Source organism: Methylobacterium sp. V23, from assembly GCF_002917135.1.
In the GTDB taxonomy this organism is placed as follows: Bacteria; Pseudomonadota; Alphaproteobacteria; order Rhizobiales; family Beijerinckiaceae; genus Methylobacterium.
The window spans coordinates 279,355-303,827 of record NZ_PDHT01000002.1 but is presented as its reverse complement, the minus strand read 5'-3'; the positions used below and the strand labels follow the sequence as shown (position 1 = coordinate 303,827).

Annotated in this window: 22 protein-coding genes and 3 tRNA genes; 18 read left to right on the top strand and 7 right to left on the bottom strand. The window is 69.0% G+C overall.

What is annotated here, in order from left to right:
* Nucleotides 1–182: 182 nt before the first annotated feature.
* Both glnA and CRT23_RS04460 read right to left on the bottom strand, forming a co-directional pair.
* Nucleotides 183–1,595 carry a type I glutamate--ammonia ligase gene (glnA, locus tag CRT23_RS04465; protein ID WP_055955386.1) on the bottom strand — a complete coding sequence of 471 codons (1,413 nt, stop codon included), beginning with the start codon at nt 1,593–1,595 and terminating at the stop codon, nt 183–185.
* Between the two features lie 449 nt (nt 1,596–2,044).
* Nucleotides 2,045–2,383 carry a P-II family nitrogen regulator gene (locus tag CRT23_RS04460; protein WP_003600526.1) on the bottom strand — a complete coding sequence of 113 codons (339 nt, stop codon included), beginning with the start codon at nt 2,381–2,383 and terminating at the stop codon, nt 2,045–2,047.
* Nucleotides 2,384–2,601: 218 nt separating this feature from the next.
* Between CRT23_RS04460 and CRT23_RS04455 the strand changes: the two genes are divergently transcribed.
* Complete coding sequence (locus CRT23_RS04455) at nt 2,602–4,107, top strand: NAD(P)H-hydrate dehydratase (RefSeq protein ID WP_103708749.1); 1,506 nt, start codon at nt 2,602–2,604, stop codon at nt 4,105–4,107.
* On the opposite strand, the gene CRT23_RS04450 is transcribed toward CRT23_RS04455, so the two are convergent.
* A complete protein-coding gene (locus CRT23_RS04450) occupies nt 4,104–5,573 on the bottom strand; it encodes a multicopper oxidase family protein (RefSeq protein WP_103708748.1) in 1,470 nt (489 codons plus the stop codon). The two genes, CRT23_RS04455 and CRT23_RS04450, sit on opposite strands and share 4 nt — an antisense overlap.
* 232 nt (nt 5,574–5,805) lie before the next feature.
* Between CRT23_RS04450 and CRT23_RS04445 the strand changes: the two genes are divergently transcribed.
* The 8 genes from CRT23_RS04445 to CRT23_RS04410 all read left to right on the top strand — a co-directional run bounded on the left by CRT23_RS04445 (nt 5,806) and on the right by CRT23_RS04410 (nt 13,696).
* A tRNA-Leu gene (locus CRT23_RS04445) sits at nt 5,806–5,890 on the top strand.
* 174 nt (nt 5,891–6,064) lie between these two features.
* Entirely contained in the window at nt 6,065–7,501 is a 1,437-nt protein-coding gene (gene tig / locus CRT23_RS04440) for a trigger factor (protein ID WP_103708782.1), read from the top strand.
* Nucleotides 7,502–7,632: 131 nt separating this feature from the next.
* Nucleotides 7,633–8,259 (top strand): ATP-dependent Clp protease proteolytic subunit, encoded by a 627-nt coding sequence (locus tag CRT23_RS04435; protein ID WP_055955505.1) that lies wholly within the window; start codon nt 7,633–7,635, stop codon nt 8,257–8,259.
* Nucleotides 8,260–8,481: 222 nt separating this feature from the next.
* Nucleotides 8,482–9,753: an ATP-dependent Clp protease ATP-binding subunit ClpX gene (gene clpX / locus CRT23_RS04430; RefSeq protein WP_055955375.1), complete on the top strand. Its 1,272-nt coding sequence runs from the start codon at nt 8,482–8,484 to the stop codon at nt 9,751–9,753.
* 270 nt (nt 9,754–10,023) lie between these two features.
* On the top strand, nt 10,024–12,450 hold the full coding sequence (gene lon / locus CRT23_RS04425; RefSeq protein WP_055955371.1) for an endopeptidase La: 2,427 nt from the start codon (nt 10,024–10,026) through the stop codon (nt 12,448–12,450).
* A 152-nt stretch (nt 12,451–12,602) separates the two neighbouring features.
* Nucleotides 12,603–12,678: transfer RNA gene (locus CRT23_RS04420), tRNA-Val, on the top strand.
* Between the two features lie 46 nt (nt 12,679–12,724).
* The gene (locus tag CRT23_RS28350; protein WP_181017249.1) at nt 12,725–13,012 is read left to right on the top strand and encodes a hypothetical protein; all 288 of its coding nucleotides are present in this window, start codon (nt 12,725–12,727) and stop codon (nt 13,010–13,012) included.
* Between the two features lie 42 nt (nt 13,013–13,054).
* Nucleotides 13,055–13,696: a cyclic nucleotide-binding domain-containing protein gene (locus CRT23_RS04410; RefSeq protein ID WP_103708781.1), complete on the top strand. Its 642-nt coding sequence runs from the start codon at nt 13,055–13,057 to the stop codon at nt 13,694–13,696.
* Nucleotides 13,697–13,730: 34 nt separating this feature from the next.
* On the opposite strand, the gene CRT23_RS04405 is transcribed toward CRT23_RS04410, so the two are convergent.
* From CRT23_RS04405 to CRT23_RS04395, 3 genes are all read right to left on the bottom strand, one after another.
* A complete protein-coding gene (locus tag CRT23_RS04405; protein ID WP_103708746.1) occupies nt 13,731–14,252 on the bottom strand; it encodes a CAP domain-containing protein in 522 nt (173 codons plus the stop codon).
* Nucleotides 14,253–14,382: 130 nt separating this feature from the next.
* Complete coding sequence (locus tag CRT23_RS04400) at nt 14,383–14,598, bottom strand: hypothetical protein (protein WP_103708745.1); 216 nt, start codon at nt 14,596–14,598, stop codon at nt 14,383–14,385.
* Nucleotides 14,599–14,678: 80 nt separating this feature from the next.
* A tRNA-Asp gene (locus tag CRT23_RS04395) sits at nt 14,679–14,755 on the bottom strand.
* 293 nt (nt 14,756–15,048) lie between these two features.
* Between CRT23_RS04395 and rpmI the strand changes: the two genes are divergently transcribed.
* From rpmI to CRT23_RS04365, 6 genes are all read left to right on the top strand, one after another.
* Nucleotides 15,049–15,252 (top strand): 50S ribosomal protein L35, encoded by a 204-nt coding sequence (gene rpmI, locus CRT23_RS04390; protein WP_018044555.1) that lies wholly within the window; start codon nt 15,049–15,051, stop codon nt 15,250–15,252.
* 48 nt (nt 15,253–15,300) lie between these two features.
* A complete protein-coding gene (rplT, locus tag CRT23_RS04385) occupies nt 15,301–15,672 on the top strand; it encodes a 50S ribosomal protein L20 (protein ID WP_055955353.1) in 372 nt (123 codons plus the stop codon).
* Between the two features lie 254 nt (nt 15,673–15,926).
* The gene (gene pheS, locus CRT23_RS04380; protein ID WP_055955349.1) at nt 15,927–17,009 is read left to right on the top strand and encodes a phenylalanine--tRNA ligase subunit alpha; all 1,083 of its coding nucleotides are present in this window, start codon (nt 15,927–15,929) and stop codon (nt 17,007–17,009) included.
* 106 nt (nt 17,010–17,115) lie between these two features.
* Nucleotides 17,116–19,539 carry a phenylalanine--tRNA ligase subunit beta gene (pheT, locus tag CRT23_RS04375; protein ID WP_103708744.1) on the top strand — a complete coding sequence of 808 codons (2,424 nt, stop codon included), beginning with the start codon at nt 17,116–17,118 and terminating at the stop codon, nt 19,537–19,539.
* Nucleotides 19,540–19,554: 15 nt separating this feature from the next.
* Entirely contained in the window at nt 19,555–20,397 is an 843-nt protein-coding gene (locus tag CRT23_RS04370; RefSeq protein ID WP_103708743.1) for a DUF1186 domain-containing protein, read from the top strand.
* A gap of 343 nt (nt 20,398–20,740) precedes the next feature.
* Nucleotides 20,741–21,508, top strand: coding sequence for a Bax inhibitor-1/YccA family protein (locus tag CRT23_RS04365; RefSeq protein ID WP_055955341.1), 768 nt, complete (start codon nt 20,741–20,743; stop codon nt 21,506–21,508).
* A 374-nt stretch (nt 21,509–21,882) separates the two neighbouring features.
* Here CRT23_RS04365 and CRT23_RS04360 read toward each other — a convergent pair whose 3' ends face one another.
* On the bottom strand, nt 21,883–22,257 hold the full coding sequence (locus CRT23_RS04360; RefSeq protein WP_055955339.1) for a DUF2794 domain-containing protein: 375 nt from the start codon (nt 22,255–22,257) through the stop codon (nt 21,883–21,885).
* 430 nt (nt 22,258–22,687) lie between these two features.
* Here CRT23_RS04360 and CRT23_RS04355 point away from each other — a divergent pair, with 430 nt between their 5' ends.
* The 3 genes from CRT23_RS04355 (at nt 22,688) to CRT23_RS04345 (ending at nt 24,427) form a co-directional block, all read left to right on the top strand.
* Complete coding sequence (locus tag CRT23_RS04355) at nt 22,688–22,960, top strand: hypothetical protein (protein WP_103708742.1); 273 nt, start codon at nt 22,688–22,690, stop codon at nt 22,958–22,960.
* Nucleotides 22,961–23,036: 76 nt separating this feature from the next.
* On the top strand, nt 23,037–23,702 hold the full coding sequence (bluB, locus tag CRT23_RS04350; protein ID WP_103708741.1) for a 5,6-dimethylbenzimidazole synthase: 666 nt from the start codon (nt 23,037–23,039) through the stop codon (nt 23,700–23,702).
* 194 nt (nt 23,703–23,896) lie between these two features.
* Entirely contained in the window at nt 23,897–24,427 is a 531-nt protein-coding gene (locus tag CRT23_RS04345) for a L,D-transpeptidase (protein WP_055955329.1), read from the top strand.
* The last annotated feature ends 46 nt before the right edge of the window (nt 24,428–24,473 follow it).

Sequence of the window (24,473 nt, the reverse complement as noted above, 5' to 3'; positions counted from 1 at the left end):
GCGGCAAGCGCGCCGGAGCCGCCATGGTTCCGTGGGCCCGGTCCCTCCCGGACAACCGACGCCCGGACCGTGCGGCGCGGTATCGAGGCCGGCCCGCGGAAACGCGAAACGCCGGAGCCCCCGTGAGGCTCCGGCGTTGCGTCGTCGTCCGGTGAGCCGGGCGCGCGGCCCGGCACACGCGCTCAGAGCGAGTAGTACATCGTGAACTCGACCGGGTGCGGGGTCATCTCGTAGCGCATGACCTCGGTCATCTTCAGCTCGATGAAGGAGTCGATCTGGTCGTCGGTGAAGACGTTGCCGGCCTTCAGGAACGCGCGGTCGCGGTCGAGGTTCTGCAGGGCTTCGCGGAGCGAACCGCAGACGGTGGGGATCTTCTTCAGCTCGCGCGGGGGCAGGTCGTAGAGATCCTTGTCCATGGCCGCGCCCGGATCGATCTTGTTGATGATGCCGTCGAGGCCGGCCATCAGCAGGGCCGAGAAGGCGAGGTAGGGGTTCGCCATCGGGTCGGGGAAGCGGACCTCGACGCGCTTGGCCTTCGGGTTCGTCGTCCACGGAATGCGGCAGGAGGCCGAGCGGTTGCGCGCCGAGTAGGCGAGCAGCACGGGAGCCTCGTAGCCGGGCACCAGCCGCTTGTAGGAGTTGGTCGACGGGTTGGTGAAGGCGTTCAGCGCCTTGGCGTGCTTGATGATGCCGCCGATGTACCAGAGGCACTCCTGCGAAAGGTCGGCATACTTGTCGCCGGCGAAGAGCGGCTTGCCGTCTTTCCAGATCGACTGGTGCACGTGCATGCCCGAGCCGTTGTCGCCGTAGACCGGCTTGGGCATGAACGTCGCCGTCTTGCCGTAGCTCTGGGCGACCTGATGGATGCAGTACTTGTAGATCTGCATGTGGTCGGCGAGCAGCGTCAGGGTGTCGAACTTCATCCCCAGCTCGTGCTGAGCGGAGGCCACCTCGTGGTGGTGCTTCTCGACCTTCACGCCCATGGACTGCATGGCGGCCAGCATTTCGCCGCGCATGTCCTGCGCCGAATCCTGCGGCGGCACCGGGAAGTAGCCGCCCTTGGTGGCGACGCGGTGGCCGAGGTTGCCACCCTCGTAGTCGGTGAAGCCGTTGGTCGGCAGCTCGGTCGAGTCGAGCTGGAAGCCGGTGTGATACGGGTCGGAGCCGAACTTGACGTCGTCGAACACGAAGAATTCGGCCTCGGGGCCGACATAGATGGTGTCGCCGATGCCGGTGGACTTGAGGAAGGCTTCGGCCAGCTTGGCGGTGCTGCGCGGGTCGCGGCTGTAGGGCGCGCCCGTGGAGGGCTCGAGCACGTCGCAGACGATCGACATGGTCGAGGCCGAGAAGAACGGGTCCATGCAGGCGGTCGCCGGGTCGGGCATCAGCAGCATGTCGGATTCGTTGATGGCCTTCCAGCCGGCGATCGACGAGCCGTCGAACATCGTGCCTTCGGAGAACATCTCGTCGTCGATGAGGGAGACGTCGAACGTGACGTGCTGCCACTTACCGCGCGGATCGGTGAACCGAAGGTCGACGTACTTGACGTCGTTGTCCCTGATTTCCTTCAAGACGTCGGCTGCAGTCTTGGCCATCCTTGGGGGTCTCCTTCATGTCTCGGCCCGTTGCGGCCGTGGTTTTGCCGCAGCGGGCACCGGCGCGCCGCAGAGCGGAAGGGTCTTGGGCGTCGAGCGTTTAGCGCAGCTGAAGCCTTCCGGCCAGCGCAATTTCACGCCGCCCGCCGCGGAGCGACCGGGAGAAGATTCGCAAAAACAGAAACTTAGATCTGTCTTTCGCCCGATGGGGCCGGTCCGGGAGGGCGTGACGAAATCGGGTGATCGTGACGAGGCGCGCCGGACCGCCGGGCTTCGGGGTACGCTCGGCGGCGTACCGGGGCGGCGGACGGTTCCTCGAGACGGCGTCGCCGCCCCTAAGGTCAGGACTGTCGCGCGTCGAAGCAGCCTGCCGCTTCCCGACTTTCTTCCCGGCGTCACGCTCGTCCTCGGGGTGCGGGTCCCGCCGCGTGGCCCGGAGGCCCGACGCCTCAGATCGCGTCGGTGCCGGTCTCGCCGGTGCGGATGCGGATGGCTTCCTCGATGGTGGAGACGAAGATCTTGCCGTCGCCGATGCGGCCGGTCTGGGCCGACTTGCGGATCGCCTCGACGGCGCCCTCCACGAGGGCGTCCGACAGGACGATCTCGAGCTTCACCTTGGGCAGGAAGTCGACCACGTACTCGGCCCCGCGATAGAGCTCGGTGTGCCCTTTCTGGCGCCCGAAGCCCTTCGCCTCGATCACGGTGATGCCCTGGAGGCCAACCTCCTGCAGAGCTTCCTTCACCTCGTCCAGTTTGAAAGGCTTGATGATCGCTTCGATCTTCTTCATGCCGGGCGGGCCTGACCTCGATGCTGCTTGATCCATCGTTGGTATCATCGCCGTCCGGCCTTCGCCACGCCGATTTGTTCGGTAAGGGCGGAAAACTGCACAACAACCAAGCACGTGCCGCAAATCGTTTGAGCGGAAGCCCGGCCTGAGGCGGTTTCGTGAGCCTCAGACGAGCAGCCGGGCAAAAATCCCGGCATGCATCCCAGGAGAAAACCCCCATGACCAGCCTGCGTCTGCTCAACGTCGAGGCGATGCGCCGGGTCGATGCGGCCGCGATCGCGGCCGGAACCCCCGGTCTCGCCCTGATGGAGCGGGCCGGGGCCGCCGTGGCCGAGCGCGCCCGCGCACTGGCCGGGGCGGGGGCCCGCATCCTGGTCCTGTGCGGGCCGGGCAACAACGGCGGCGACGGCTACGTGGCGGCCCGCCGCCTCGCCGAGGCCGGCCATCCGGTCGACCTCGCCGGGCTGGTGCCGCCCAGCGCGCTGTCCGGGGATGCGGCTGAGGCGGCGAAGGGCTGGACCGGACCAGTGTCCGAGCTTTCGGCGGTCGGCGACCTCTCGGCCTACGGCCTCGTCGTCGACGCGCTGTTCGGCGCAGGCCTCGCGCGCGACCTCGAGGGGGCCGTCGCCGCCCTGGTGGAACGGCTCGGGCAGGCCGTCTGCCCCATCCTCGCCGTCGACGTGCCGAGCGGGATCGACGGGGATACCGGCGCCGTCCGCGGCGTCGCGGTGAGCGCCACGGAGACCGTCACCTTCGTGGCCCTGAAGCCCGGGCATCTTCTTGAGCCCGGACGGAGCCATTGCGGCACCCTGCAGGTGGCCGAGATCGGCACCGGCGCGGACGCCCTGGAGGCGGGCCTCGCCGGGGCTGCGCCGGCCTGGCGCAACGGACCCGGGCTCTGGGATGCGGTCTTTCCGCGGCTGAGCGCTGCGAGCCACAAGTACACGCGCGGGCACGCCCTCGTCCTGTCGGGGCCCGCCACCCGCACGGGGGCTGCCCGGATGGCGGCCCGCGCCGCGCTGCGGATCGGTGCCGGCCTCGTCACCCTGGTCTCGCCGAGCTCGGCGATGGCGGAGAACGCCGCCCACTGCACCGCCATCATGCTGCGCGCCTGCGACAGCGCCGACGACCTCGACGACCTCCTCGTGGACGAGCGCCTCAACGTGGTCCTGGCCGGCCCGGGTCTCGGGGTCGGCGCGGGCACCCGCGATCTCGTGGCGGTGGCCGCCGCGGCGGGGCGCACCCTCGTCCTCGACGCCGACGCCCTGACGAGCTTCAAGGGACAGGCGGCCCTCCTGGGGGCGCACCTCTCCGACGGTGATTCCGCCGCGGTGCTCACCCCGCACGAGGGCGAGTTCGGCCGGCTGTTCGAGGGGACGGACGCGGTGGATCCGGAGGCGGACAAGCTGGCGCGCGCCCGCCGGGCCGCTGCCCTGGCCGGTGCCGTCGTGGTCCTCAAGGGCGCCGACACCGTCGTCGCCGCCCCCGATGGCCGGGCCGCCATCAACGATCACGGCACGCCCTATCTCGGCACCGCCGGCGCCGGCGACGTCCTGGCCGGCCTCATCGCCGGGCTCCTGGCCCAGGGCATGGCGCCGTTCGAGGCCGCCGCCGCGGCGGTCTGGCTCCACGGCGATGCCGGTCTGCGCCACGGGCCGGGCCTGATCGCCGAGGATCTGCCGGACATGATGCCCGAGGTCCTCGGCGCGCTGCTCGGGGCCTAGGTGACCTCGAACAGGGTCCAGAGACCGGTGTCGAAACGCTCCAGCACCGTGGCGCTGATCAGCCAGCGCCCGGGATTGTCCGCCTTGAAGGCGATCCGCGCCGTGCGGCCCTCGAGGAGCTGGAAGGTGTCGAGCCAGTAGGGCTCCCAGCCGTCGTCGAGGGGGTGGAGCAGCCGGAAGACGTGGCCGTGCAGGTGCAGCGATTGCGGGAAGGCGGTCTCGTTCCGGATCGCCAGCACCACCACGTGGCCGCGCTTGACCGAGAACAGGGGCGCCATCCCGGCAGTGCCGGGGGCGCCGTTTACCGACCAGACCCGGGAAGGGTCGCCGGTATAGACCGGCTCGGCGGCGGGCTTGTCCTTGTCGACCCTGGCGCCGCCCGTGATGGTGATGTCGCGCCGGACCGCGTTCTGAAGCTTCACCTCCGCCGGCAGCAGCGGATTGTCGCCGATCTTGGCGATCGGCGGCCGCGGCGGTGCGGCGGCCTCATCCGTCGCCGCAAGGGTCGCGAGCGCGATGCCGTTGCCGATCAGCGCCGTGATCGCGCCCTTGGCGCCGGCCTCGGTGGGCATGTCGAGCATCAGGTCGTAGCGGGTGCCGGGCGGGAAGGGCAGGGTGGCCCGCAGGGGCTCGAAGGTGTCGGTCGGTTGGCCGTCGACCGCCAGAACGTAGACCTTCACGCCGTCGAAGCGGATGCGGGTGGCGCGGGCGTTGCAGACGTTGCCGAGGCGCAGGCGCAGGCGGCTGCCCGGCCGGGCCGTGATCGGGGCCGGCACCGGCACCCCGTTCAGGGTGACGAGGCTGCCGAGGCGCCCGGAGCTCCCCGCGAAGACCGGTTGGCCGAAGGGCAGCAGGGTGGTGGCGTCGTCGAGCCGCCAGTCCTGCATCAGCAGGGTCAGGTCCTGGTCCACGGCGGGGGGCGTGGCCTCCTCGACCACCAGGGCGCCCGCGAGGCCCCGGCCCGAGGGCTCGCTCGACCCGCCGACCACCAGGGGGCGAATCAGAAAGGTGCCGGCATCCGGCGGCACGAACGCGTAGGTGAAGTCGGCACCCGGGGCGATCGGCGCCTGGGTGACGCCGCCGACCCCGTCCATGGGATTCTGGTTGCGCACCCCGTGCCAGTGCAGGCTGAGCGGCTTGTCCGTCCTGTTCTCCACCTTCAGCCGCGCCATCTCGCCGAGCCGGATCCGCACCACCGGGGGCGTCGCCCGGCCGTCGAAGGACCAGACCGGCGTCGGGGCCGCCGGCTCGGGCTTCAGGCGCAGGGTGCCGGGGGCCGCCGTCAGGGCGCGGGCGGATCCCGCCGCCGCAGGGGCGCCCGGCACTGCGGCGGGGGCCGGCGGTGCCTTGGTCCCCTGCGCGCGGGCGCCGCGGGGCAGCAGGGCCAGGGCCGCGACGCCGCCCAGCAGGGCGCGGCGCGAGGCCGAGACGGGATCGTTCGGGACGAGCGATCGGGTGTTCGGCATGAAACCTCGGTATCGGGGGAGGGCAGGACCGGGTGCGAGCGTCCAGACGGTATTCGTGGTCCGGGCAGCGCTTGTAGAATGCGGATTCGGCGGACGCCAAATCGTCGTCCGGAGGCGTCTGCCGGTGCCGGGAACGATCCGCGGCAAGCCCTGATTTTTTTGCTGCGGCCCGTGGCGCGCGTGCTATAGGACCCCGCTCTGGCGGCGGAAAGCGCGCTGGGCGTTGGCGCTTGCGGGCGTGGCGGAACTGGTAGACGCGCTGGATTTAGGTTCCAGTGTCGCAAGACGTGGGGGTTCGAGCCCCTCCGCCCGCACCAGTCCATCGCCATCGGGAACGGATTGGCTCAGTGCGATGGCCGGCCGGCCCGCTGCAGGAAGCCGGCCCCCGGCGGCGCATCATTCCGGCGTCGACCTCGTGGGGCCCGCAAGGGCGGGCTGCGAGGGACAAACCGAATTTGCGCGATCACACGGACGACAGCGGAAAGACGACCATGCAGGTGACCGAGACACTCTCCCAGGGACTGAAGCGCGAGTTTCAGGTCCTGCTCGCCGCGAACGAGCTCGAGGAGCGCCTGACCAGCGAGCTGTCGACCCTCAAGGACAAGGCCCAGATCAAGGGCTTCCGTCCCGGCAAGGTGCCGGTCGCGCACCTGCGCAAGCTCTACGGCCGCTCGGTCATGGCCGACGTGCTGCAGAACGCCGTCAACGAGGCGAACCAGAAGATCGTCACGGAGAACAATCTCAAGCTTGCCCTCGAGCCCAAGATCGAGTTCCCCGGCGAGCAGTCGATCGTCGAGCGGGCCCTCGACGCCAAGGACGACGTCTCGTTCAACGTCGCCCTCGAGGTGCTGCCGACCTTCGAGCTCGTCGACCTGTCCGACGTCAGCCTGACGAAGCAGGTGGCCACGCCCTCCGACGCGGAGGTCGATGAGGCCATCACCCGCATGGCCTCCTCCAACCGCTCCTTCGCGCCCCGCGAGGACGGCGCCGCCGCCGAGACCGGCGACCGCGTCACCATCGACTTCGTCGGTCGCATCGACGGCACCGAGTTCGACGGCGGCAAGGGCGAGGGCATCGACCTGGAGCTCGGCTCCGGCTCGTTCATCCCCGGCTTCGAGGACCAGCTCGTCGGCGCCAAGGTCGGCGATCAGCGCGTCGTGAAGTCGACCTTCCCGGAGGCGTACGGCGCCGCCCACCTCGCCGGCAAGGATGCCGAGTTCGACGTGACCGTCACGGCGATCCAGGCCCCCGGCGAGACCAAGATCGACGACGAGCTCGCCAAGACCTTCGGCATGGAATCCCTCGAGAAGCTCAAGGAGGCGGTCTCCACCGCCATCGGCAGCGACTTCGAGGCGCAGTCCCGCCGCAAGCTCAAGAAGGACCTGCTCGACGCCCTCGACACCAAGTACGCCTTCGAGCTGCCCCCGAGCCTCGTCCACCAGGAGTTCGCCGCCGTGTGGGCCCAGGTCGAGCAGGACCTGAAGACCCGCGAGAAGACCTTCGAGGACGAGGGCACCACCGAGGAGAAGGCGACCGCCGAGTACCGCAAAATCGCCGAGCGTCGCGTCCGCCTCGGCTTGGTGCTTGCGCAGGTCGGTGAGACCGCCGATATCAAGGTCTCGGACGACGAGGTGAACCAGGCGCTGATCGCCCGGGTGCGGCAGTATCCCGGCCAGGAGCAGCAGGTCTGGGACTTCTACCGCAAGAATGCCCAGGCGCTCGCCGAGCTCCGTGCGCCGATCTTCGAGGAGAAGGTCGTCGACCACGTGCTCGCGCAGGTGAAGCTGGTCGAGGAGCCCGTCTCGAAGGAGGCGCTGTTCGCCGACGAGGACGACGCCGAGGGCAAGTCCGAGCCGAAGAGCGAGACCGACGAGTCCGCCTCGGCCGGAACCGACGAGGGCCTGCCCGCCGTCGCCAAGGCCGATTGAGCCTCGCTGCTCCCACGAGGGCGGCGGGCCGAGAGTAAGGCGATGTTCACCATCGCCGTAGTTCGCTGAAACGTCCGGTGCGCGCCCGATTCGTGGCGCGGCCGGACCCCTTGTAGCTGGGGCACGTGATGATGAGAGATCCGGTCGACTATTATAACAGCGCGCTCGTGCCCATGGTGGTCGAGCAGTCGAGCCGCGGTGAGCGTGCCTTCGACATCTACTCGCGCCTGCTGCGCGAGCGCATCATCTTCCTCACCGGCCCGGTCGAGGATTACGGCGCGTCGCTGATCGTCGCGCAGCTGCTGTTCCTCGAGGCCGAGAACCCGAAGAAGGAAATCTCCTTCTACATCAACTCGCCGGGCGGCGTCGTGACCTCCGGCCTGTCGATCTATGACACCATGCAGTTCATCCGCTGCCCCGTGACCACGCTCTGCGTCGGCCAGGCCGCGTCGATGGGCTCGCTGCTCCTCACCGCCGGCGAGCCCGGCCACCGCTTCGCCCTGCCGAACGCCCGGATCATGGTCCACCAGCCCTCCGGCGGCTTCCAGGGCCAGGCCACCGACATCCTGATCCATGCCCGCGAGATCGAGGCCCTGAAGAAGCGCCTCAACGAGATCTACGTGAAGCACACCGGCCGCGACTACGACACCATCGTCCAGGCCCTCGAGCGCGACAACTTCATGACGGCCGATGCCGCCAAGGAGTTCGGGCTCATCGACGAGGTGATCCAGAAGCGGCCGGAGCCCGTCGCCGCCTAAACCCGACCGGGACCGCCGGGCTGTCCGGCCCGGCGCGTCGTTTCGAGGCGGGGCGCTTTTTCGGTGCCTGCCTTGATCCCGTCGCGGTCGCGTGCTTGCATCGCCAGTCTGATCGAAGCCGGCAGATGCGCGCAGGTGACTGTTTCTTTAGGCGGACGCCATTAAATTCGAAGGATGCGTGTGCGCCCCGGACCGGCGCCATGCCCGCGAACGGAGACCGATATGAGCAAGACTGGCGGCAACGACTCGAAGAGCACGCTGTACTGCTCGTTTTGCGGCAAGAGCCAGCACGAGGTCCGCAAGCTGATCGCGGGCCCGACGGTGTTCATCTGCGACGAGTGTGTCGAACTGTGCATGGACATCATCCGCGAGGAGTCCAAGTCCTCCCTGGTGAAGTCGCGCGACGGGGTCCCGACCCCGAAGGAGATCCGCCGCGTCCTCGATGACTACGTCATCGGTCAGGATTTCGCGAAGAAGGTCCTCTCGGTCGCGGTCCACAACCACTACAAGCGCCTCGCTCACGCCTCGAAGCACAACGACGTCGAGCTGGCGAAGTCGAACATCATGCTGATCGGGCCGACCGGCTCGGGCAAGACGCTGCTGGCCCAGACCCTGGCCCGCATCCTCGACGTGCCGTTCACTATGGCGGACGCCACCACCCTCACGGAAGCCGGCTACGTCGGCGAGGACGTCGAGAACATCATCCTCAAGCTGCTCCAGGCCTCCGACTACAACGTCGAGCGGGCGCAGCGCGGCATCGTCTACATCGACGAGATCGACAAGATCTCGCGCAAGTCCGACAACCCGTCGATCACCCGTGACGTCTCGGGCGAGGGCGTGCAGCAGGCGCTGCTGAAGATCATGGAGGGCACCGTCGCCTCCGTGCCTCCGCAGGGCGGCCGCAAGCATCCGCAGCAGGAGTTCCTGCAGGTCGACACCACCAACATCCTGTTCATCTGCGGCGGCGCCTTCGCGGGCCTCGAGCGGATCATCTCGGCCCGCGGCAAGGGCACCTCGATCGGCTTCGGCGCGACCGTGCAGGCCCCTGACGACCGCCGCACCGGCGAGATCTTCCGCAACGTCGAGCCCGAGGACCTGCTGAAGTTCGGCCTCATCCCCGAGTTCGTCGGCCGCCTGCCCGTGCTGGCGACCCTCGAGGACCTCGACGAGACCGCCCTGAAGCGCATCCTGCAGGAGCCCAAGAACGCCCTGGTCAAGCAGTACCAGCGCCTGTTCGAGATGGAGAACGTCGACCTGACCTTCCAGGAAGAGGCGCTCTCCATGGTCGCCCGCAAGGCGATCGAGCGGAAGACCGGCGCCCGTGGCCTGCGCTCTATCCTGGAGACGATCCTCCTGGAGACGATGTACGACCTGCCGGGCCTCGAATCCGTCGAGCAGGTCGTGATCGGTCCCGAAGTCGTCGAGGGCAAGGCGCGGCCGCTCTACATCCATGGCGACCGCAACAAGGAAGCCCCGGCCAGCGTCAGCGCCTGACGCCCTGTCGGGTCGCGTCAGGTCTGGGTTGAGCCTCGGGGCGGATGCTTGAAAACATCCGCCCCGATTTCTATCTGAAGCCTCAGCGCGATGGCCGCACGCTCACCCTCTGAGGTGCGGTGTCCCGCCACCAGCCGCACAGTCCAAGACCGTTTTCCAGACTGTCCCACCAAGACACTTCCGACCCCCTCGCGGCCCGGTCGGCCCCTGGCAGGATGCTTGCTCCCTGGGAGGAGTGACTGCCCGGCGTCCATCATGAGGAAGTCCGATATGACTCAATCGAAATCGCGCCAGCCCGTCGTTCCGGGCTCGACGGGCTCTTACGCCGTCCTCCCCCTGCGCGACATCGTCGTGTTCCCCCACATCATCGTGCCGCTCTTCGTCGGTCGCGAGAAGTCGATCCGCGCTCTCGAGGAGGCGGTCCGCACCGACCGGCACATCCTGCTGGCGACGCAGATCAACGCCAGCGAGGACGATCCCTCGACGGACGCCATCTACAAGATCGGCACCCTGGCCAGCGTGCTGCAGCTCCTGAAGCTGCCCGACGGCACCGTGAAGGTGCTGGTCGAGGGCGCCGGCCGTGCCAAGATCTCCCGCTTCACCAAGTCCGACACCTATTACGAGGCCGAGGCCGAGACCCTGACCGACGAGCTCGGTGACAGCGTCGAGGCGGAAGCCCTCGCGCGCTCGGTGATCGCCGAGTTCGAGAACTACGTGAAGCTCAACAAGAAGATCTCGCCCGAGGTCGTCTCCGCGGTGACCCAGATCGACGAGCCCTCGAAGCTTGCCGATACCGTCGGCTCGCACCTCGCGGTCAAGATCGCCGACAAGCAGGCGATCCTGGAGATCCCCACGGTGGCGCAGCGCCTCGAGCGCGTGCTGTCGCTGATGGAGAGCGAGATCTCCGTGCTCCAGGTGGAGAAGCGCATCCGGACCCGCGTCAAGCGGCAGATGGAGAAGACCCAGCGCGAGTACTACCTCAACGAGCAGATGAAGGCGATCCAGAAGGAGCTGGGCGACTCCGAGGACGGCAAGGACGAGCTGGCCGAGCTCGAGGAGAAGATCGAGAAGACCAAGTTCACCAAGGAAGCCCGCGACAAGGCGGTGGCGGAGCTCAAGAAGCTGCGCCAGATGTCGCCGATGTCGGCCGAGGCGACCGTGGTGCGCAACTACCTCGACTGGATGCTCGGCATCCCGTGGGGCAAGCGCTCGAAGATCAAGAAGGATCTCCTCGGCGCCCAGGTCATGCTCGACGAGGACCATTTCGGCCTCGACAAGGTGAAGGAGCGGATCGTCGAGTACCTCGCCGTGCAGCAGCGCGCGAACAAGCTCACGGGTCCGATCCTGTGCCTCGTCGGTCCCCCCGGCGTCGGCAAGACCTCGCTCGGCAAGTCCATCGCCAAGGCGACGGGCCGTGAGTTCGTGCGCATGTCCCTCGGTGGCGTGCGCGACGAGGCCGAGATCCGCGGTCACCGCCGGACCTATATCGGTTCGATGCCCGGCAAGATCGTCCAGTCGATGCGCAAGGCGAAGACCTCGAACCCGCTCATCCTGCTCGACGAGATCGACAAGATGGGCATGGACTTCCGGGGTGACCCGTCGGCCGCCCTGCTGGAGGTTCTCGATCCGGAGCAGAACGCCACGTTCAACGACCACTACCTGGAGGTGGACTACGATCTCTCGAACGTGATGTTCGTGACGACCGCCAACACGCTGAACATCCCTGCGCCCCTGATGGACCGCATGGAGGTGATCCGCATCGCCGGCTACACCGAGGAAGAGAAGCTCGAGATCGCGCGCAAGCACCTGATCCCGGGCGCCGTGAAGAAGCACGGTCTCGACGCCAAGGAGTGGCAGGTCGACGATTCCGGTCTGTTGATGCTCATCCGCCGCTACACGCGGGAGGCGGGCGTCCGCAACCTGGAGCGTGAGATCTCCAACCTGATCCGCAAGGCGGTGAAGGAGATCCTCATCACCAAGGTGAAGGCCGTCAGCGTCACCGAGGAGAACCTGCCGGTCTTCCTCGGCCCGCCGAAGTTCCGCTACGGCGAGATCGACGAGGAGGATCAGGTCGGTGTGGTCACGGGTCTGGCCTGGACCGAGGTCGGCGGCGAGCTGCTGACGATCGAGGGCGTCATGATGCCTGGAAAGGGCAAGATGACGGTCACGGGCAACCTGCGCGACGTCATGAAGGAGTCGATCTCCGCCGCGGCGAGCTACGTCCGCTCGCGGGCCGTCGACTTCGGCATCGAGCCGCCGTTGTTCGAGCGCCGGGACATCCACGTCCACGTGCCCGAGGGGGCGACCCCGAAGGACGGTCCGTCCGCCGGCATCGGCATGGCGACCGCGATCATCTCGACGCTGACGGGCATCCCGGTGCGCCGCGACGTGGCGATGACGGGCGAGGTCACCCTGCGGGGCCGCGTGCTCCCGATCGGTGGCCTGAAGGAGAAGCTGCTCGCCGCGCTCCGCGGCGGCATCAAGACGGTCCTCATCCCGGAGGAGAATGCCAAGGACATCGCCGAGGTGCCCGACAGCGTGAAGAACGGGATGGAGATCATCCCCGTCTCGCGGATGGATCAGGTGCTCCAGCACGCCCTGGTCCGCGTCCCCGAGGCGATCGAGTGGGAGGAACCTGCCCCGAAGGTCCGCCCGGTCATCGCCGACGAGGATTCCGCGACGGTCATCGCCCACTGAGGGCGATGCAACCCTGACTCGAAGCGAGGCCCCGGCAACCCTGCCGGGGCCTTTTTCGTGCCCGGGCCCGGGGCCTGCCGGGGGAGGGGGTTGCGCCCCCGCCCGCCCTTCCGGTACGAAGCCTCGCATCGCGCGCAAACCTGCGGTGGCTCGGGCGGTTAGCTCAGTTGGTAGAGCGTCTCCTTTACACGGAGAGGGTCGGGGGTTCGAGTCCCTCACCGCCCACCAGTGGCAACGCGGCGATCGCGACCCTGCCCCAACGCTGAGGTGTCCCGTGGCGGATGATGCCGAGATCCAACCGCGGCCGGCAAGGGGATTCCCGCCGCCCTGGATCGTGGTCGAGCGCGACGGCAGCTTCTGCGTCGAGGACGGGGAGGGGTTGGCCGTGGCCTGGACCTACTTCTCCGAGGAAGCCGACGCGCGCACGCCCACGGGCGCGATGACTCGGGAGGAGGCGCAGCGCATCGCCAAGGCAATCGCCATGGTACCGGAGATGCGCACGATCATTCGCTCGCTGCAGGACGGTCTCGCCGAGGCGGATGCCGACGATGCGCAGGGCTGAGCCGTCGCGATCGGCTGGGACCGAGCGATGACCGGGCTCGGCATCGATGGGGTCGAGGCCATCGGCTATCTCGGCACGGCCCTCACCATCACGGCTTCGGCGATGACGACGATGATCCCTCTGCGGATCATCGCCCTCGTGGCCAGTGTGGCCGTGATCACCTACGGGATGCTGATCGGAAGCTGGCCGGTGGTTCTCACCGAGGCGATCCAGATCCCCTTCAACGCCTTCCGCCTCTGGCAGATGATCCGTCTCGTGCGCCAGGTGGAAACGGCGGCGGAGGGCGACCTCTCCCTCGACTGGCTCCGGCCCTTCGGCAGCGCGGTCCGCTTCAGGGCGGGGCAGACGGTCTTCCGCGAGGGGGATGACGCGGGCGAGATGTTCTACGTGGAGAACGGCAGCTTCCGCATCCCGGAATACGGGATCGTGGTGCGGCCGGGCGGGGTCGTCGGCGAACTCGGGCTGCACTCGCCGGGCAACACCCGCACCGCCTCGCTGGTCTGCGTCGAGGCGGGGCAGGCCCTGCGGATCTCCTATTCCGAGGTCAAGCAGCTCTACTACCAGAATCCGGAATTCGGCTTCTTCTTCTTGAAGCTCACCAGTGAGCGTCTGTTCCAGGGGGCGCAGGAGCAGGCCCAGTCCCGGGCTGCGACGGGGCTCGCGGCCCCGACCGGGGCGCTCTGAGGCGTGTCCGACGGCGCCGACGCGCGCGAATGCCTCAGCCTCCGGCCATGACCAGGGCCCAGTAGCGCTTGTAGCGCGTGCCCGGCGCGTCGACGCGGGCGATGCCGATGCGCCGGAGCTGCGGGATCAGCATGTTCTTGTTGTGCTCGCTCGAGGCTTTCCAGCGCGCCAGGACCTCGTCGAAGGTGGCCGAGCCGGCGCTGAGGTTCTCCGCGGCGTAGCTCCGGCCGAAGCCGGCCTGGGCCATGCGGGAATCGAAGGTGCCGCCGATCTCGTGGCTGAGGCGGCCGGCCTTGGCGTTCGACGCGGCCTGATAGGAAGCGGCCCGGATCAGGCTCGAATCGATCACCACTGGACCGAGTCCGTGCTGGGCCCGGTAGCGCGAGATCGCGGCGGCGGCCGCCTGCTCGTCCAGGATGACGAGGCTGGTGGGCTGGTCGGGGGCGAGGAGAGTCGGCGTGCCGCAGCCGGCCAGCGCCAGCAGGGCGGTGAGACCGAGGGCCGCTGCGCCGAGGCGGAGCGACGGGCGCAGAGGGGCGGAACGGAAAAAGCGCATCGGTGCGGACGGATCTCGAGGCTGGGACTTTCGGCCCTCCGCCTCGGCATTCCATGCGGCGAAAACGCGGCGGTCTTCACGGGTTCGCTCGCCAGAGGGGTGCCTGTGTCTCCCGGGTCACGGGGCGCTGTCAGATCCGGGTTCCGTGATCGCGGGGCGGCGCGCCGCAGCGCCAGGCCGTGATGCGGAACTCGGGATGGCTGCCGATCCACTGTGCCAGCTGCGGCTGCGCCACGTGCAGGCAGGCCGGGGCGTCCTCGACGTCGAGGGCGAGCTTGCGCGATTCGCAGGTATCCGGCGCGCGGGCGAGGCAGACGGTGAAGTAGAGGAAGAAGACACCCGACATCCGTCGCCCTCCGGCACAGTCCTCGACAAGAGGATAGGGCGCCGCACTGGAAAGACGAGATGGGTACATCCGGGACGCGATGGCGCGGGCGACGGGACTCGAACCCGCGACCTCCGGCGTGACAGGCCGGCACTCTAACCGACTGAGCTACGCCCGCTTGACGTCCCGCCCCGTTTCCGGCGGTGTCGGGGGTGTAGGTTCAGTGCCGGGGGCTGTCAAGCAATCCCGGAGCGCATTCGGTCGCGAATTTCGGGTCTCGCGCCGGTGCCAAGATCCGGCACCGAGACGCGGCATTGAAACCGCGTCGCTTTTCTGTCATAGCCCCCTCGCGTTGAACCGCCCGGCCGATCGGGCTGCCGTGGCGGTTCGTGCTGCTCCATCAGAAGCATCAACCGAGCGCATCTCTTCGATCCAACCGGATCGGAGCCGCTGCGCGTTCAGGAGAGCCAAATGCCCAAGCTGAAAACCAAGTCGGGCGCGAAGAAGCGCTTCAAGATCACCGGCACCGGCAAGGTCATGTATGCCCAGGCCGGCAAGCGCCACGGGATGATCAAGCGGACGACGAAGCAGATCCGCAACCTGCGCGGCACCACCACCCTGTTCGAGGGCGATGCTGCCAACGTGAAGAAGTACTTCCTGCCCAACAGCCGGTAAGCCTTCACGACGCCGACACTGCTTTTTTCGTAATCCAGGAGAACACCCATGGCCCGCGTCAAGCGCGGCGTGACCAGTCACGCGAAGCACAAGAAAGTCCTCAAGGCCGCCCGTGGTTATTACGGCCGCCGCAAGAATACGATCCGGATCGCCAAGCAGGCGGTCGAGAAGGGCATGCAGTATGCCTACCGCGATCGGAAGAACAAGAAGCGCACGTTCCGCGCCCTCTGGATCCAGCGCCTCAACGCCGCGGTCCGTGAGCATGGCCTGACCTATTCGCGCTTCATCAACGGCCTGTCGAAGTCCGGCATCGAGGTGGACCGCAAGGCCCTCTCCGAGCTCGCCATCCACGAGCCCGCCTCGTTCGCCGCCGTGGTCGAGCTGGCCAAGGCCGCCCTCCCGGCTGCCAAGGCCGCCTGAGTCGGGTCAGCCCGATTCGAGGCTGCCCGAGTCGAGGCTGCCCGAGCCGGGCGCTGTTCTTCACGAAAGGCGCGGCACCCCTGGGGAGCCGCGCCTTTCGTCTTTCTGCCCGACGATCCGGGGTTTTCGGTGCCCGACCGCTTGCGTTGCGGCCGGGGACCGGGAAAACCCACGCCCTGAAGCCGATCCCCCGATGCCGATCGAGCCCGCCCGGTCCCGCGAGGGGCCGGCGCCGCAGCCGGTGAGTGGAACCGATGACCGATCTCGACACCCTCGAAGGCGACCTGCTCCGTCAGGTCGCGGACGCCGCCGACGAGGCCGCCCTCGACGCCGTGCGCGTCGCGGCCCTGGGCAAGAAGGGGTCGGTCTCCGAACTCCTGAAGACCCTCGGGGCGATGACGCCCGACGCGCGCAAGGCCCGCGGCCCCCTCATCAACGGCCTGCGCGACCGGGTGCAGGGCGCGCTCACGGCCCGGCGGGACGCCCTGGCGGAGGCGGCCCTGTCCGCCCGCCTCGCGGCCGAGCGCATCGACGTGACCCTGCCGGTGCGCGAGGCGCCGGAGGTGCGCGGCCGCGTCCACCCGATCAGCCAGGTCATGGACGAGATCACGGCGATCTTCGCCGATATGGGCTTCTCGGTGGCCGAAGGGCCGGACATCGAGACCGACGACTACAATTTCACCGCCCTGAACTTCCCGCCCGGCCACCCGGCGCGGGAGATGCACGACACCTTCTTCCTGGCGCCCGACCGCAACGGCCAGCGCAAGGTGCTGCGCACCCACACCTCGCCGGTGCAGATCCGGACGATGCGCGCCCAGCAGCCGCCGATCCGGGTGATCTGCCCGGGCCGGACCTACCGGCACGATTCCGACCAGACCCACACGCCGATGTTCCATCAGGTCGAGGGCCTGGTGATCGACAAAGCGGCCAACATCGCCAACCTGAAATGGGTGCTGGAGGAGTTCTGCCGCAGCTTCTTCGAGGTCGAGGCGGTGAAGATGCGCTTCCGCCCGTCGTTCTTCCCCTTCACCGAGCCCTCGGCGGAGGTGGACATCCAGTGCTCGCGCAAGGGCGGCGAGATCCGCTTCGGCGAGGGCACCGACTGGCTCGAGATCCTCGGCTGCGGCATGGTCCACCCGAACGTGCTGCGCAATTGCGGCCTCGATCCCGACAGCGTCCAGGGCTTCGCCTTCGGCGTCGGCATCGACCGGATCGCGATGCTGAAATACGGCATGCCGGACCTGAGGCCCTTCTTCGAGGCGGACGTGCGCTGGCTGGACCATTACGGCTTCCGGCCCCTCGACATCCCGAGCCTGGTGGCCGGGCTGACGGGCTGATCCCCGGCTTTCGCGCCCCGGCCCCGGCCGGACGAGACCTTTCCTTTCCTGTTCGGCGCCGGCATCCCACCCTCCCGGGAGCCTCGGACGCCAGGGGATTCAAGCGATGAAACTCACCCTCTCCTGGCTCAAGGATCACCTCGACACCGAGGCGTCCCTCGACACCGTGGCCGAGACCCTGACGCGGATCGGGCTCGAGGTCGAAGGCATCGAGGACAAGGCGGCGAGCCTCAAGTCCTTCGTGGTGGCCCACGTGCTCACCGCCGAGCCGCACCCGAACGCCGACCGCCTGCGCGTCTGCACGGTGGAGACGGGCGACGGACAGCCCGTTCAGGTGGTGTGCGGCGCGCCCAACGCCCGCGCCGGGATGAAGACGGTGTTCGCGCCCCCCGGCACCTACGTGCCCGGCCTCGACAAGACCCTGGCGGTGGGCACCATCCGGGGCGTCGAGAGCCTCGGCATGCTGTGCTCGGGCGCCGAGCTCGGCCTCGGGGAGGAGGCCAGCGGCATCCTCGACCTGCCCGCGGACGCGCCCACGGGCCAGGCCTACGCCCTCTACGCCAAGCTCGACGACCCGGTGGTGGAGATCAATCTCACGCCGAACCGGCCCGACTGCACCGCCATCCAGGGCATCGCCCGCGACCTCGCGGCGACCGGCCTCGGCGACCTCAAGCGCCCGCCGCAGCCGCCGGTGCGCGGGGAGGGCGCCTGCCCGGTGCCGGTCACCCTCGATTTCGCGGCCCCCGACGCGGGCCTCTGCCCCTACTTCACCCTGCGCCTTGTGCGCGGCGTCAAGAACGGCCCCTCGCCGGACTGGATGCAGGCGCGCCTGCGGGCGCTGGGCCTGCGCCCGATCAACGCCCTGGTGGACATCACCAACTACCTGACCTTCGACCGCGGCCGGCCCCTCCACGTCTTCGACGCCGCCGAGGTGGCGGGCGGCCTCGTGGTCCGCCGCGCCCGCGACGGCGAGGCCCTGAAGGCCCTCGACGGCAAGACCTATACCCTGACCGGCGACACCGTGGTCATCGCGGACGACAACGGCGTGGAGTCCATCGGCGGCATCATCGGCGGCGAGGCCTCCGGCTGCGATGCCGCGACCACCGACGTGCTGATCGAGTCGGCCCTGTGGGACCCGGTGAACATCGCCCAGTCCGGTCGCCGCCTCGGCGTCATCACCGATGCGCGCTACCGCTTCGAGCGCGGCGTCGACCCGGCCTTCACCCTGCCGGGCCTCGACCTCGCCACCCGCCTCGTGCTGGAGATCTGCGGCGGCAGCCCGAGCGAGCCGGTGATCGTCGGCGAGCCGCCCCAGACCGAGCGGGTCATCGACTTCCCCTGGACCGAGACCCGGCGTCTCGCTGGCATCGAGCTGTCCCGGGCCGAGATGAAGGTCACGCTGGAGGCCCTCGGCTTCCACGTCGCCGGCTCGGGCGACCGGGTGAAGGTGCTCACGCCCTCCTGGCGCCCGGATGTCGAGGGCAAGGCCGACCTCGTCGAGGAGATCGTGCGCATCGCCGGCCTCGACCGCATCGAGCCCAAGCCCCTGCCGCGCATCGAGGCGGCGGTGGGCAAGCCGGTGCTGACCGTGATGCAGAAGCGCACGCGCCTGGCCAAGCGGGCCCTCGCCAGCCGCGGCCTCGTCGAGGCCGTGACCTGGTCGTTCATTCCGCACGAGGATGCGGTGCTGTTCGGCGGCGGCGGCGCCGACCTCGCCCTGGCCAACCCGATCGCCGCCGATCTTTCCGATATGCGCCCGAGCCTCGTGCCGGGCCTGCTGCGCGCCGCCCAGCGCAACGCCGACCGTGGCAGCGCGGACGTCGCCCTGTTCGAGGTGGGCCAGTGCTTCGCCACCGACCAGCCGGAGGGGCAGACCATCCGGGCCGCCGCCATCCGTCGTGGCACCGCGACCCAGGCGGGCGCGGGCCGTCACTGGGACGGGCACACCGACGGCGTCGACGCCTTCGACGCCAAGGCCGACGCCCTGGCGCTCCTGGCGGCCATGGGTGTCCCCAGCGGCGGCCTCCAGGTCGTGGCCGGTGGGCCGGACTGGCTGCATCCGGGCCGCTCCGGCACCCTGCAGTTCGGGCCGAAGAACCCGGTCGGCTTCTTCGGCGAGGTCCATCCCCGCGTGATGAAGGCCCTCGACCTCAAGGGCCAGCTCGTCGCCTTCGAGATCACCCTCGATGCGGTGCCGCTGCCGAAGTACCGTCCGACCAAGGTCAAGCCGGCGCTGGCCCTCTCCGACTTCCAGCCGATCTCCCGCGACTTCGCCTTCGTGGTCGGCCGCGACGTGGCGGCCGGGGACGTGGTGAAGGCGGCCCAGGCCGCCGAGCGCAAGCTCATCACCGGGATCGACGTGTTCGACATCTACGAGGGCGTCGGCATCCCCGAGGGCGCGAAGTCGGTGGCGATCGCGGTCCGGCTCCAGCCGGTGGACCGGACCCTGACCGACGCGGAGATCGAGGCGGTCAGCGCCCGGATCGTCGCCGAGGTCGCGCGCAAGACCGGGGCGACCCTTCGCTCCTGACAGAAGAGACCCTCCATGCTCGATCCGGATCTCGTTGCCGCCCTCTCGGCCGCCAAGTACCTCCCGGTGCCCGAGATGCGCGCGGCCCTGGCGGAGCCGGATCGCATCGCCGACGCGGTCCTCGCGGTCCTCGATCGGGCCGCCCGGGAGCCTGACCTCGAGGAGGCCGAGGCCGACCTCCTGTTCTGGGGGCTGCACGTCCTCGCGGCGGCCCGGGACACCCGGGTCTACCGGCCGCTGATCCGGCTGCTCGCCCTGGACGGCGAGACCCTCGACGACCTCCTCGGCGACGCGGTGACGACGACCCTGACCCGGATGCTCGTCAGCGTCTTCGACGGGGACGCCGCCCCCCTCGGCGCCCTGCTGGTCGACAGCACGGTCGACGACGCCGTGCGGAACGAAGCCTTCGCCGCCCTGACCTACCTGACCCAGACCGGCCGCATCCCGCCCCGGGAGACCCACGACCTCCTGGTCCGCTTCGACGACAAGCGGGCCGCCGTCGAGGGGGACCTGGCCTGGGCCGGCTGGGAGGAGGCGATCGCCCTCCTCGGTCTGCGCGACCTGGGGGACCGCGTCCTCGCCGCTCGCCGGGACGGCCGACTCACCCCGTCGAACAGCGACCCGACCTGGTTTCCCCGGGCCCTGCGCGAGGCGGAGGCGGAGGGCGACGACCTCGCCCGCTTCGATCCCCAGCGCTTCGCTCCCCTGGAGGATCCCCTGGCGGACCTCGCCTGGACGGCGGAAGGCTTCGGCCAGCCGGTGCGCAATCCCTGGAAGAACGTCGGTCGCAACGACCCATGCCCCTGCGGCAGCGGCAAGAAATTCAAGAAGTGCTGTCTCGACAAGGCCGTCGCCTGAGGGGACCGCGCCGCGTGGATCGTCGCCCTGCGACGACCCGGCATCCCGGCGGGCGCCCTGGCGCGGAGCGGTCCGATCTTGACACGGACCTTGGGGCCCGACTTGGTTAATTCCCCGCGCGCGCAATGCTCGCATGGTCAGGTCCCGTTTTAATCCCTGCCGGACCGAACAAAATACCAGCATAGCCCCGTGCGATTCAGGGCTTTCAGCCTTGGCCGGCCCCTTGTGCAGGGCAGCGTGACCGAACATATTTCGCCGTGAGGCGCCGCTTGGCGCCAAGAGGTCCTGTGCGTGAGCCTCCTTCCGAAATCACACGCTGAGAGAGCGTCCAAGGGAAACTCCCATGGCATTCGATAACAGCCCCTTCCGGTACGGCGCCCAGCCGACCGGGTATGCCGGCAGCCAGGTCGAGATCGACCAGGGCCTGCGTACCTTCATGCTCGGCGTCTACAACAACATGGTCATCGGCCTCGGGATCTCCGGTCTCGTCGCGCTCGGCCTCAACATGGCCGCCGTCGCGCAGACGGCGACTGGTCGCGTCGCCCTGACGCCCTTCGGCCAGCTGCTCTACACCAGCCCGCTGAAGTGGGTCGTCATGCTGGCGCCGCTCGCCTTCATCTTCATCTTCTCGATGCGGATGGACCGGATGTCCGCGTCCTCGGCGCGCATGACCTTCTTCGCCTTCGCGGCGGTGATGGGCGCCTCGATGTCCTCGCTGCTGCTCGTGTTCACGGGCGCGAGCGTGGTGCGGGTGTTCTTCATCACGGCGGCGACCTTCGGCGGTCTCAGCCTCTACGGCTACAGCACCAAGCGTAGCCTGTCGGGCATGGGCTCGTTCCTGGTCATGGGCCTGATCGGCCTGATCATCGCCTCGCTGGTGAACATCTTCCTCGCCTCTTCGGCGCTGCAGTTCGCGATCTCGGTGATCGGCGTGCTGATCTTCGCAGGCCTCACCGCCTACGACACGCAGAAGCTCAAGGAGATGTTCCTCTACAGCGGCGCCGATGCCGAGGGCGCGGCCAAGCTGTCGGTGAACGGCGCCCTGACCCTGTACCTGGACTTCATCAACATGTTCCAGATGCTGCTCTCGCTCCTCGGCGACCGCCGCTAAGCGAACCCAGTCTCTCGGACGCGTGACGAGAAGGCCCCGGCGGATCACCGCCGGGGCCTTTTTGCTGGGTTGGGCATCGGGAAGGCGAAACAAGGCGCTCGGCGGTTTCGCGCGGCTTCGGGGCGGGAGGTGGACTGATCCGTCGACCGCGACCCGAGGCGCGCCCGAGGCTTGATCCTGTGCGCGCCGGCCCCGTATCTTCGAACGCTGCTCGGGCCGAGGCCGCGGCGGGGCAGCCAGGCCGTGACGGCTCCGCTAATCCGGAATGCCGGAAGGCTGCGCGGGTCGCGTCTCCCGGCAGGCCAGGAGACCTCGCGCTTCCGGCGTCGGTCCTCCGGGTGATCTCTTCGAGGCCCGCTCGCGCGGTGGTGCGGTCAGACCGCCCGCAGTGGTGGCTCCAGGACGGCCAAGACGCGGGCAAGGTCGGTGCCGCGCTTCATCACGAGGCCGGAGGCCGCGACCACGGCGTAGGCGCCCTGGCGCCGGGCGAGCTTGGGGTCCTTCTCGACCCGGTACAGGGGCATTTCCGAGCTGCGCCGGTAGATCGAGAACACCGCCTTGTCGCGCCGGAAATCGAGGGCGTAGTCGCGCCACTCGCCCTGCGATACCATCCGTCCGTAGAGATTGAAGAGGACGCGCAACTCGGCGCGGTCGAAGGCGATCTGAGGCTGGACCGGCGCGGTCGGGAAGGGGATGACCCGGGCAGCCGCCTCGGGCAATCGCGAATCAGCACCGGTTCTCTCGCTCATCGTCACTCCTGCTGCGGACCGATCCTTCATCATGGTGCCGGGCTTTCCCGGCCGCAAGGGCGGCGATTCGCGCCGGCGCGGGGAAACACATCATCACGATTTCGCCGCCATAAGGCCCAGCGTCGGCCTTGATGAGGCGCGACACCTGTGGCCGAAACTTCGTCGATCCCGTCCCGACGCGGCGTCCGATCTCCACGGCTCCCCAGCTTTTCGGACGGTGCCCGGTACGGCGGGACCGACACTCCAGAGGTTTCGAGACCCAAGGACTTCAGGCCGCCTCTTCGGAGCGCGGCCCTTTTTTTGGCAGGCGCCGCGGAAAGGGTGCCGGCGTCCGCATCGCCCCGGGTGATCCAGCGCCCGAGACAGAACCCGCGAGACACCCGTGCATTCCTCGCAAGAGGGGCTGACACGACGACAGCGGAGCAACCGAGTGGCACGCTATTTCTTCGATATCCACGATGGGCGGGAGTTCCTCCAGGATTCGATCGGGCAGGACTGCGTCGACGGGGACCACATCCGTCGCGAAGCGATGCGCGCCCTGCCGGAGATCGCGCGCGACGCCATTCCCCATCGCGGTGCCGATGCCCAGGCCTTCACGGTCATCGTCCGCAACGCCGACAACGCACCGGTCTACACCGCGACGCTGACCTTCTCGGGTTTGTGGATGAGCCCCCAGGCCCGGCCGGGTGAGCCCACCGACTGAGGGCCGGACGGCGTCGAGACCGTCGAATCGCGGAAGGCCTTGCGCGAAACTTCCGCTCCGCGGAGAAACTCCGTCTATGAAGGGGCGAGTTCATCGCCGGGGACGGGTCGTGGTCAGCTTCGATGCCGAGTTTCGCCAGACGCTCGCGACCCTGTTCGCCTGGCGCCGCGACGTGCGCCGGTTTCGGACCGACCCGGTGGACGAGGCACTGCTGCGCCGCTGCCTCGATCTCGCGCGCTTCAGTCCCTCCGTGGGCAACAGTCAGCCCTGGCGCTTCGTCCGGGTGGCGGACCCGGCACGTCGGGCACAGGTGCTCGCCAGCTTCGAGCGCTGCAATACCGCCGCCGCCGAGGCCTACGCCGCCGAGCAGCGCGAGGCCTATGTCCGCCTGAAGCTCGCCGGCCTGCGCGAGGCCCCCATCCATCTCGCGGTGTTCTGCGACGAGGCCACCGCCACCGGGCACGGCCTCGGGCGCGCGACCATGCCGGAGATGCTGCGCTACTCCGTGGTCACGGCCGTCCAGACCTTCTGGCTCGCCGCCCGGGCCCATGGCCTCGGCGTGGGGTGGGTCTCGATCCTCGAGCCCGGCACGGTCTGCGAGACCCTGGAGGTGCCCTGCGCCTGGAGCCTCGTGGCCTATCTCTGCGTCGGCTTCCCCGTGGAGGAACACGAGGACCCGGAACTGGTGCGCCATGGCTGGCAGCAGCGCCTCGACGGCGGGATGCCCCTGATCGAGCGCTGATCTTCCGGGCACTGTCAGAGTCAAGAAAGTCCGAAGGCGAAGCGGAGGATTTACAGGGATTCCGGGCGCCGTGCTTTACCGCGCCGGAGGATTCCCGGGTATGACTGCGCCCGAGCACTTCGCTTTACCGGAACGCGAACCTGCCTCCGCCATTGATGGTCGGGCAAACGGTCACGCTTTCGGAGAGACAGGTCATGGTTCGGCACGGCAAGCTTCGCCCTCGCGCGTGGGCTGCGGCAATCCTGGGCGCCGCCCTCGGTGCGGGTCTTCTGGGTGCGCCCGCCCAGGCCCGGGAGGTGGTGGCCTTCCACGACGGCGTGATGCCGGGTTCGATCATCGTGCGCACCGCCGAGCGCCGGCTCTACCTCGTCAACGGCGACGGCACCGCGATCCGCTACCCCGTCGCGGTCGGCAAGCCCGGCAAGCAGTGGAGCGGCGCGACGCAGATCGACGGCAAGTACGTCGAGCCGGCCTGGTCGCCGCCGCGCGAGGTCAAGCGCGACAACCCGCGCCTGCCCGCCGTCATCGCCGGCGGCTCGCCCTCGAACCCGATGGGCGTCGCGGCGATGACCCTGGCCGGCGGCGAGTACGCCATCCACGGTACCAACCGGCCGAACTCGATCGGCACCTACGCGTCCTACGGCTGTATCCGGATGTACAACCAGGACATCACCGACCTCTACGAGCGCGTCTCGGTTGGCACGCAGGTCTACGTCACCCGCTGAGCCTGCAAACCCGCGCGACCGCGACACGGCCGCGCGGGCCTTCCTC

Coding starts and splice junctions, on each gene's coding strand:
- glnA (WP_055955386.1), bottom strand. CDS start 1,595: ATGGCCAAGACTGCAGCCGACGTCTTGAAGGAAATCAGGGACAACGAC.
- CRT23_RS04460 (WP_003600526.1), bottom strand. CDS start 2,383: ATGAAGAAGATCGAAGCGATCATCAAGCCTTTCAAACTGGACGAGGTG.
- CRT23_RS04455 (WP_103708749.1), top strand. CDS start 2,602: ATGACCAGCCTGCGTCTGCTCAACGTCGAGGCGATGCGCCGGGTCGAT.
- CRT23_RS04450 (WP_103708748.1), bottom strand. CDS start 5,573: ATGCCGAACACCCGATCGCTCGTCCCGAACGATCCCGTCTCGGCCTCG.
- tig (WP_103708782.1), top strand. CDS start 6,065: ATGCAGGTGACCGAGACACTCTCCCAGGGACTGAAGCGCGAGTTTCAG.
- CRT23_RS04435 (WP_055955505.1), top strand. CDS start 7,633: ATGAGAGATCCGGTCGACTATTATAACAGCGCGCTCGTGCCCATGGTG.
- clpX (WP_055955375.1), top strand. CDS start 8,482: ATGAGCAAGACTGGCGGCAACGACTCGAAGAGCACGCTGTACTGCTCG.
- lon (WP_055955371.1), top strand. CDS start 10,024: ATGACTCAATCGAAATCGCGCCAGCCCGTCGTTCCGGGCTCGACGGGC.
- CRT23_RS04405 (WP_103708746.1), bottom strand. CDS start 14,252: ATGCGCTTTTTCCGTTCCGCCCCTCTGCGCCCGTCGCTCCGCCTCGGC.
- CRT23_RS04400 (WP_103708745.1), bottom strand. CDS start 14,598: ATGTCGGGTGTCTTCTTCCTCTACTTCACCGTCTGCCTCGCCCGCGCG.
- rpmI (WP_018044555.1), top strand. CDS start 15,049: ATGCCCAAGCTGAAAACCAAGTCGGGCGCGAAGAAGCGCTTCAAGATC.
- rplT (WP_055955353.1), top strand. CDS start 15,301: ATGGCCCGCGTCAAGCGCGGCGTGACCAGTCACGCGAAGCACAAGAAA.
- pheS (WP_055955349.1), top strand. CDS start 15,927: ATGACCGATCTCGACACCCTCGAAGGCGACCTGCTCCGTCAGGTCGCG.
- pheT (WP_103708744.1), top strand. CDS start 17,116: ATGAAACTCACCCTCTCCTGGCTCAAGGATCACCTCGACACCGAGGCG.
- CRT23_RS04370 (WP_103708743.1), top strand. CDS start 19,555: ATGCTCGATCCGGATCTCGTTGCCGCCCTCTCGGCCGCCAAGTACCTC.
- CRT23_RS04365 (WP_055955341.1), top strand. CDS start 20,741: ATGGCATTCGATAACAGCCCCTTCCGGTACGGCGCCCAGCCGACCGGG.
- CRT23_RS04360 (WP_055955339.1), bottom strand. CDS start 22,257: ATGAGCGAGAGAACCGGTGCTGATTCGCGATTGCCCGAGGCGGCTGCC.
- bluB (WP_103708741.1), top strand. CDS start 23,037: ATGAAGGGGCGAGTTCATCGCCGGGGACGGGTCGTGGTCAGCTTCGAT.
- CRT23_RS04345 (WP_055955329.1), top strand. CDS start 23,897: ATGGTTCGGCACGGCAAGCTTCGCCCTCGCGCGTGGGCTGCGGCAATC.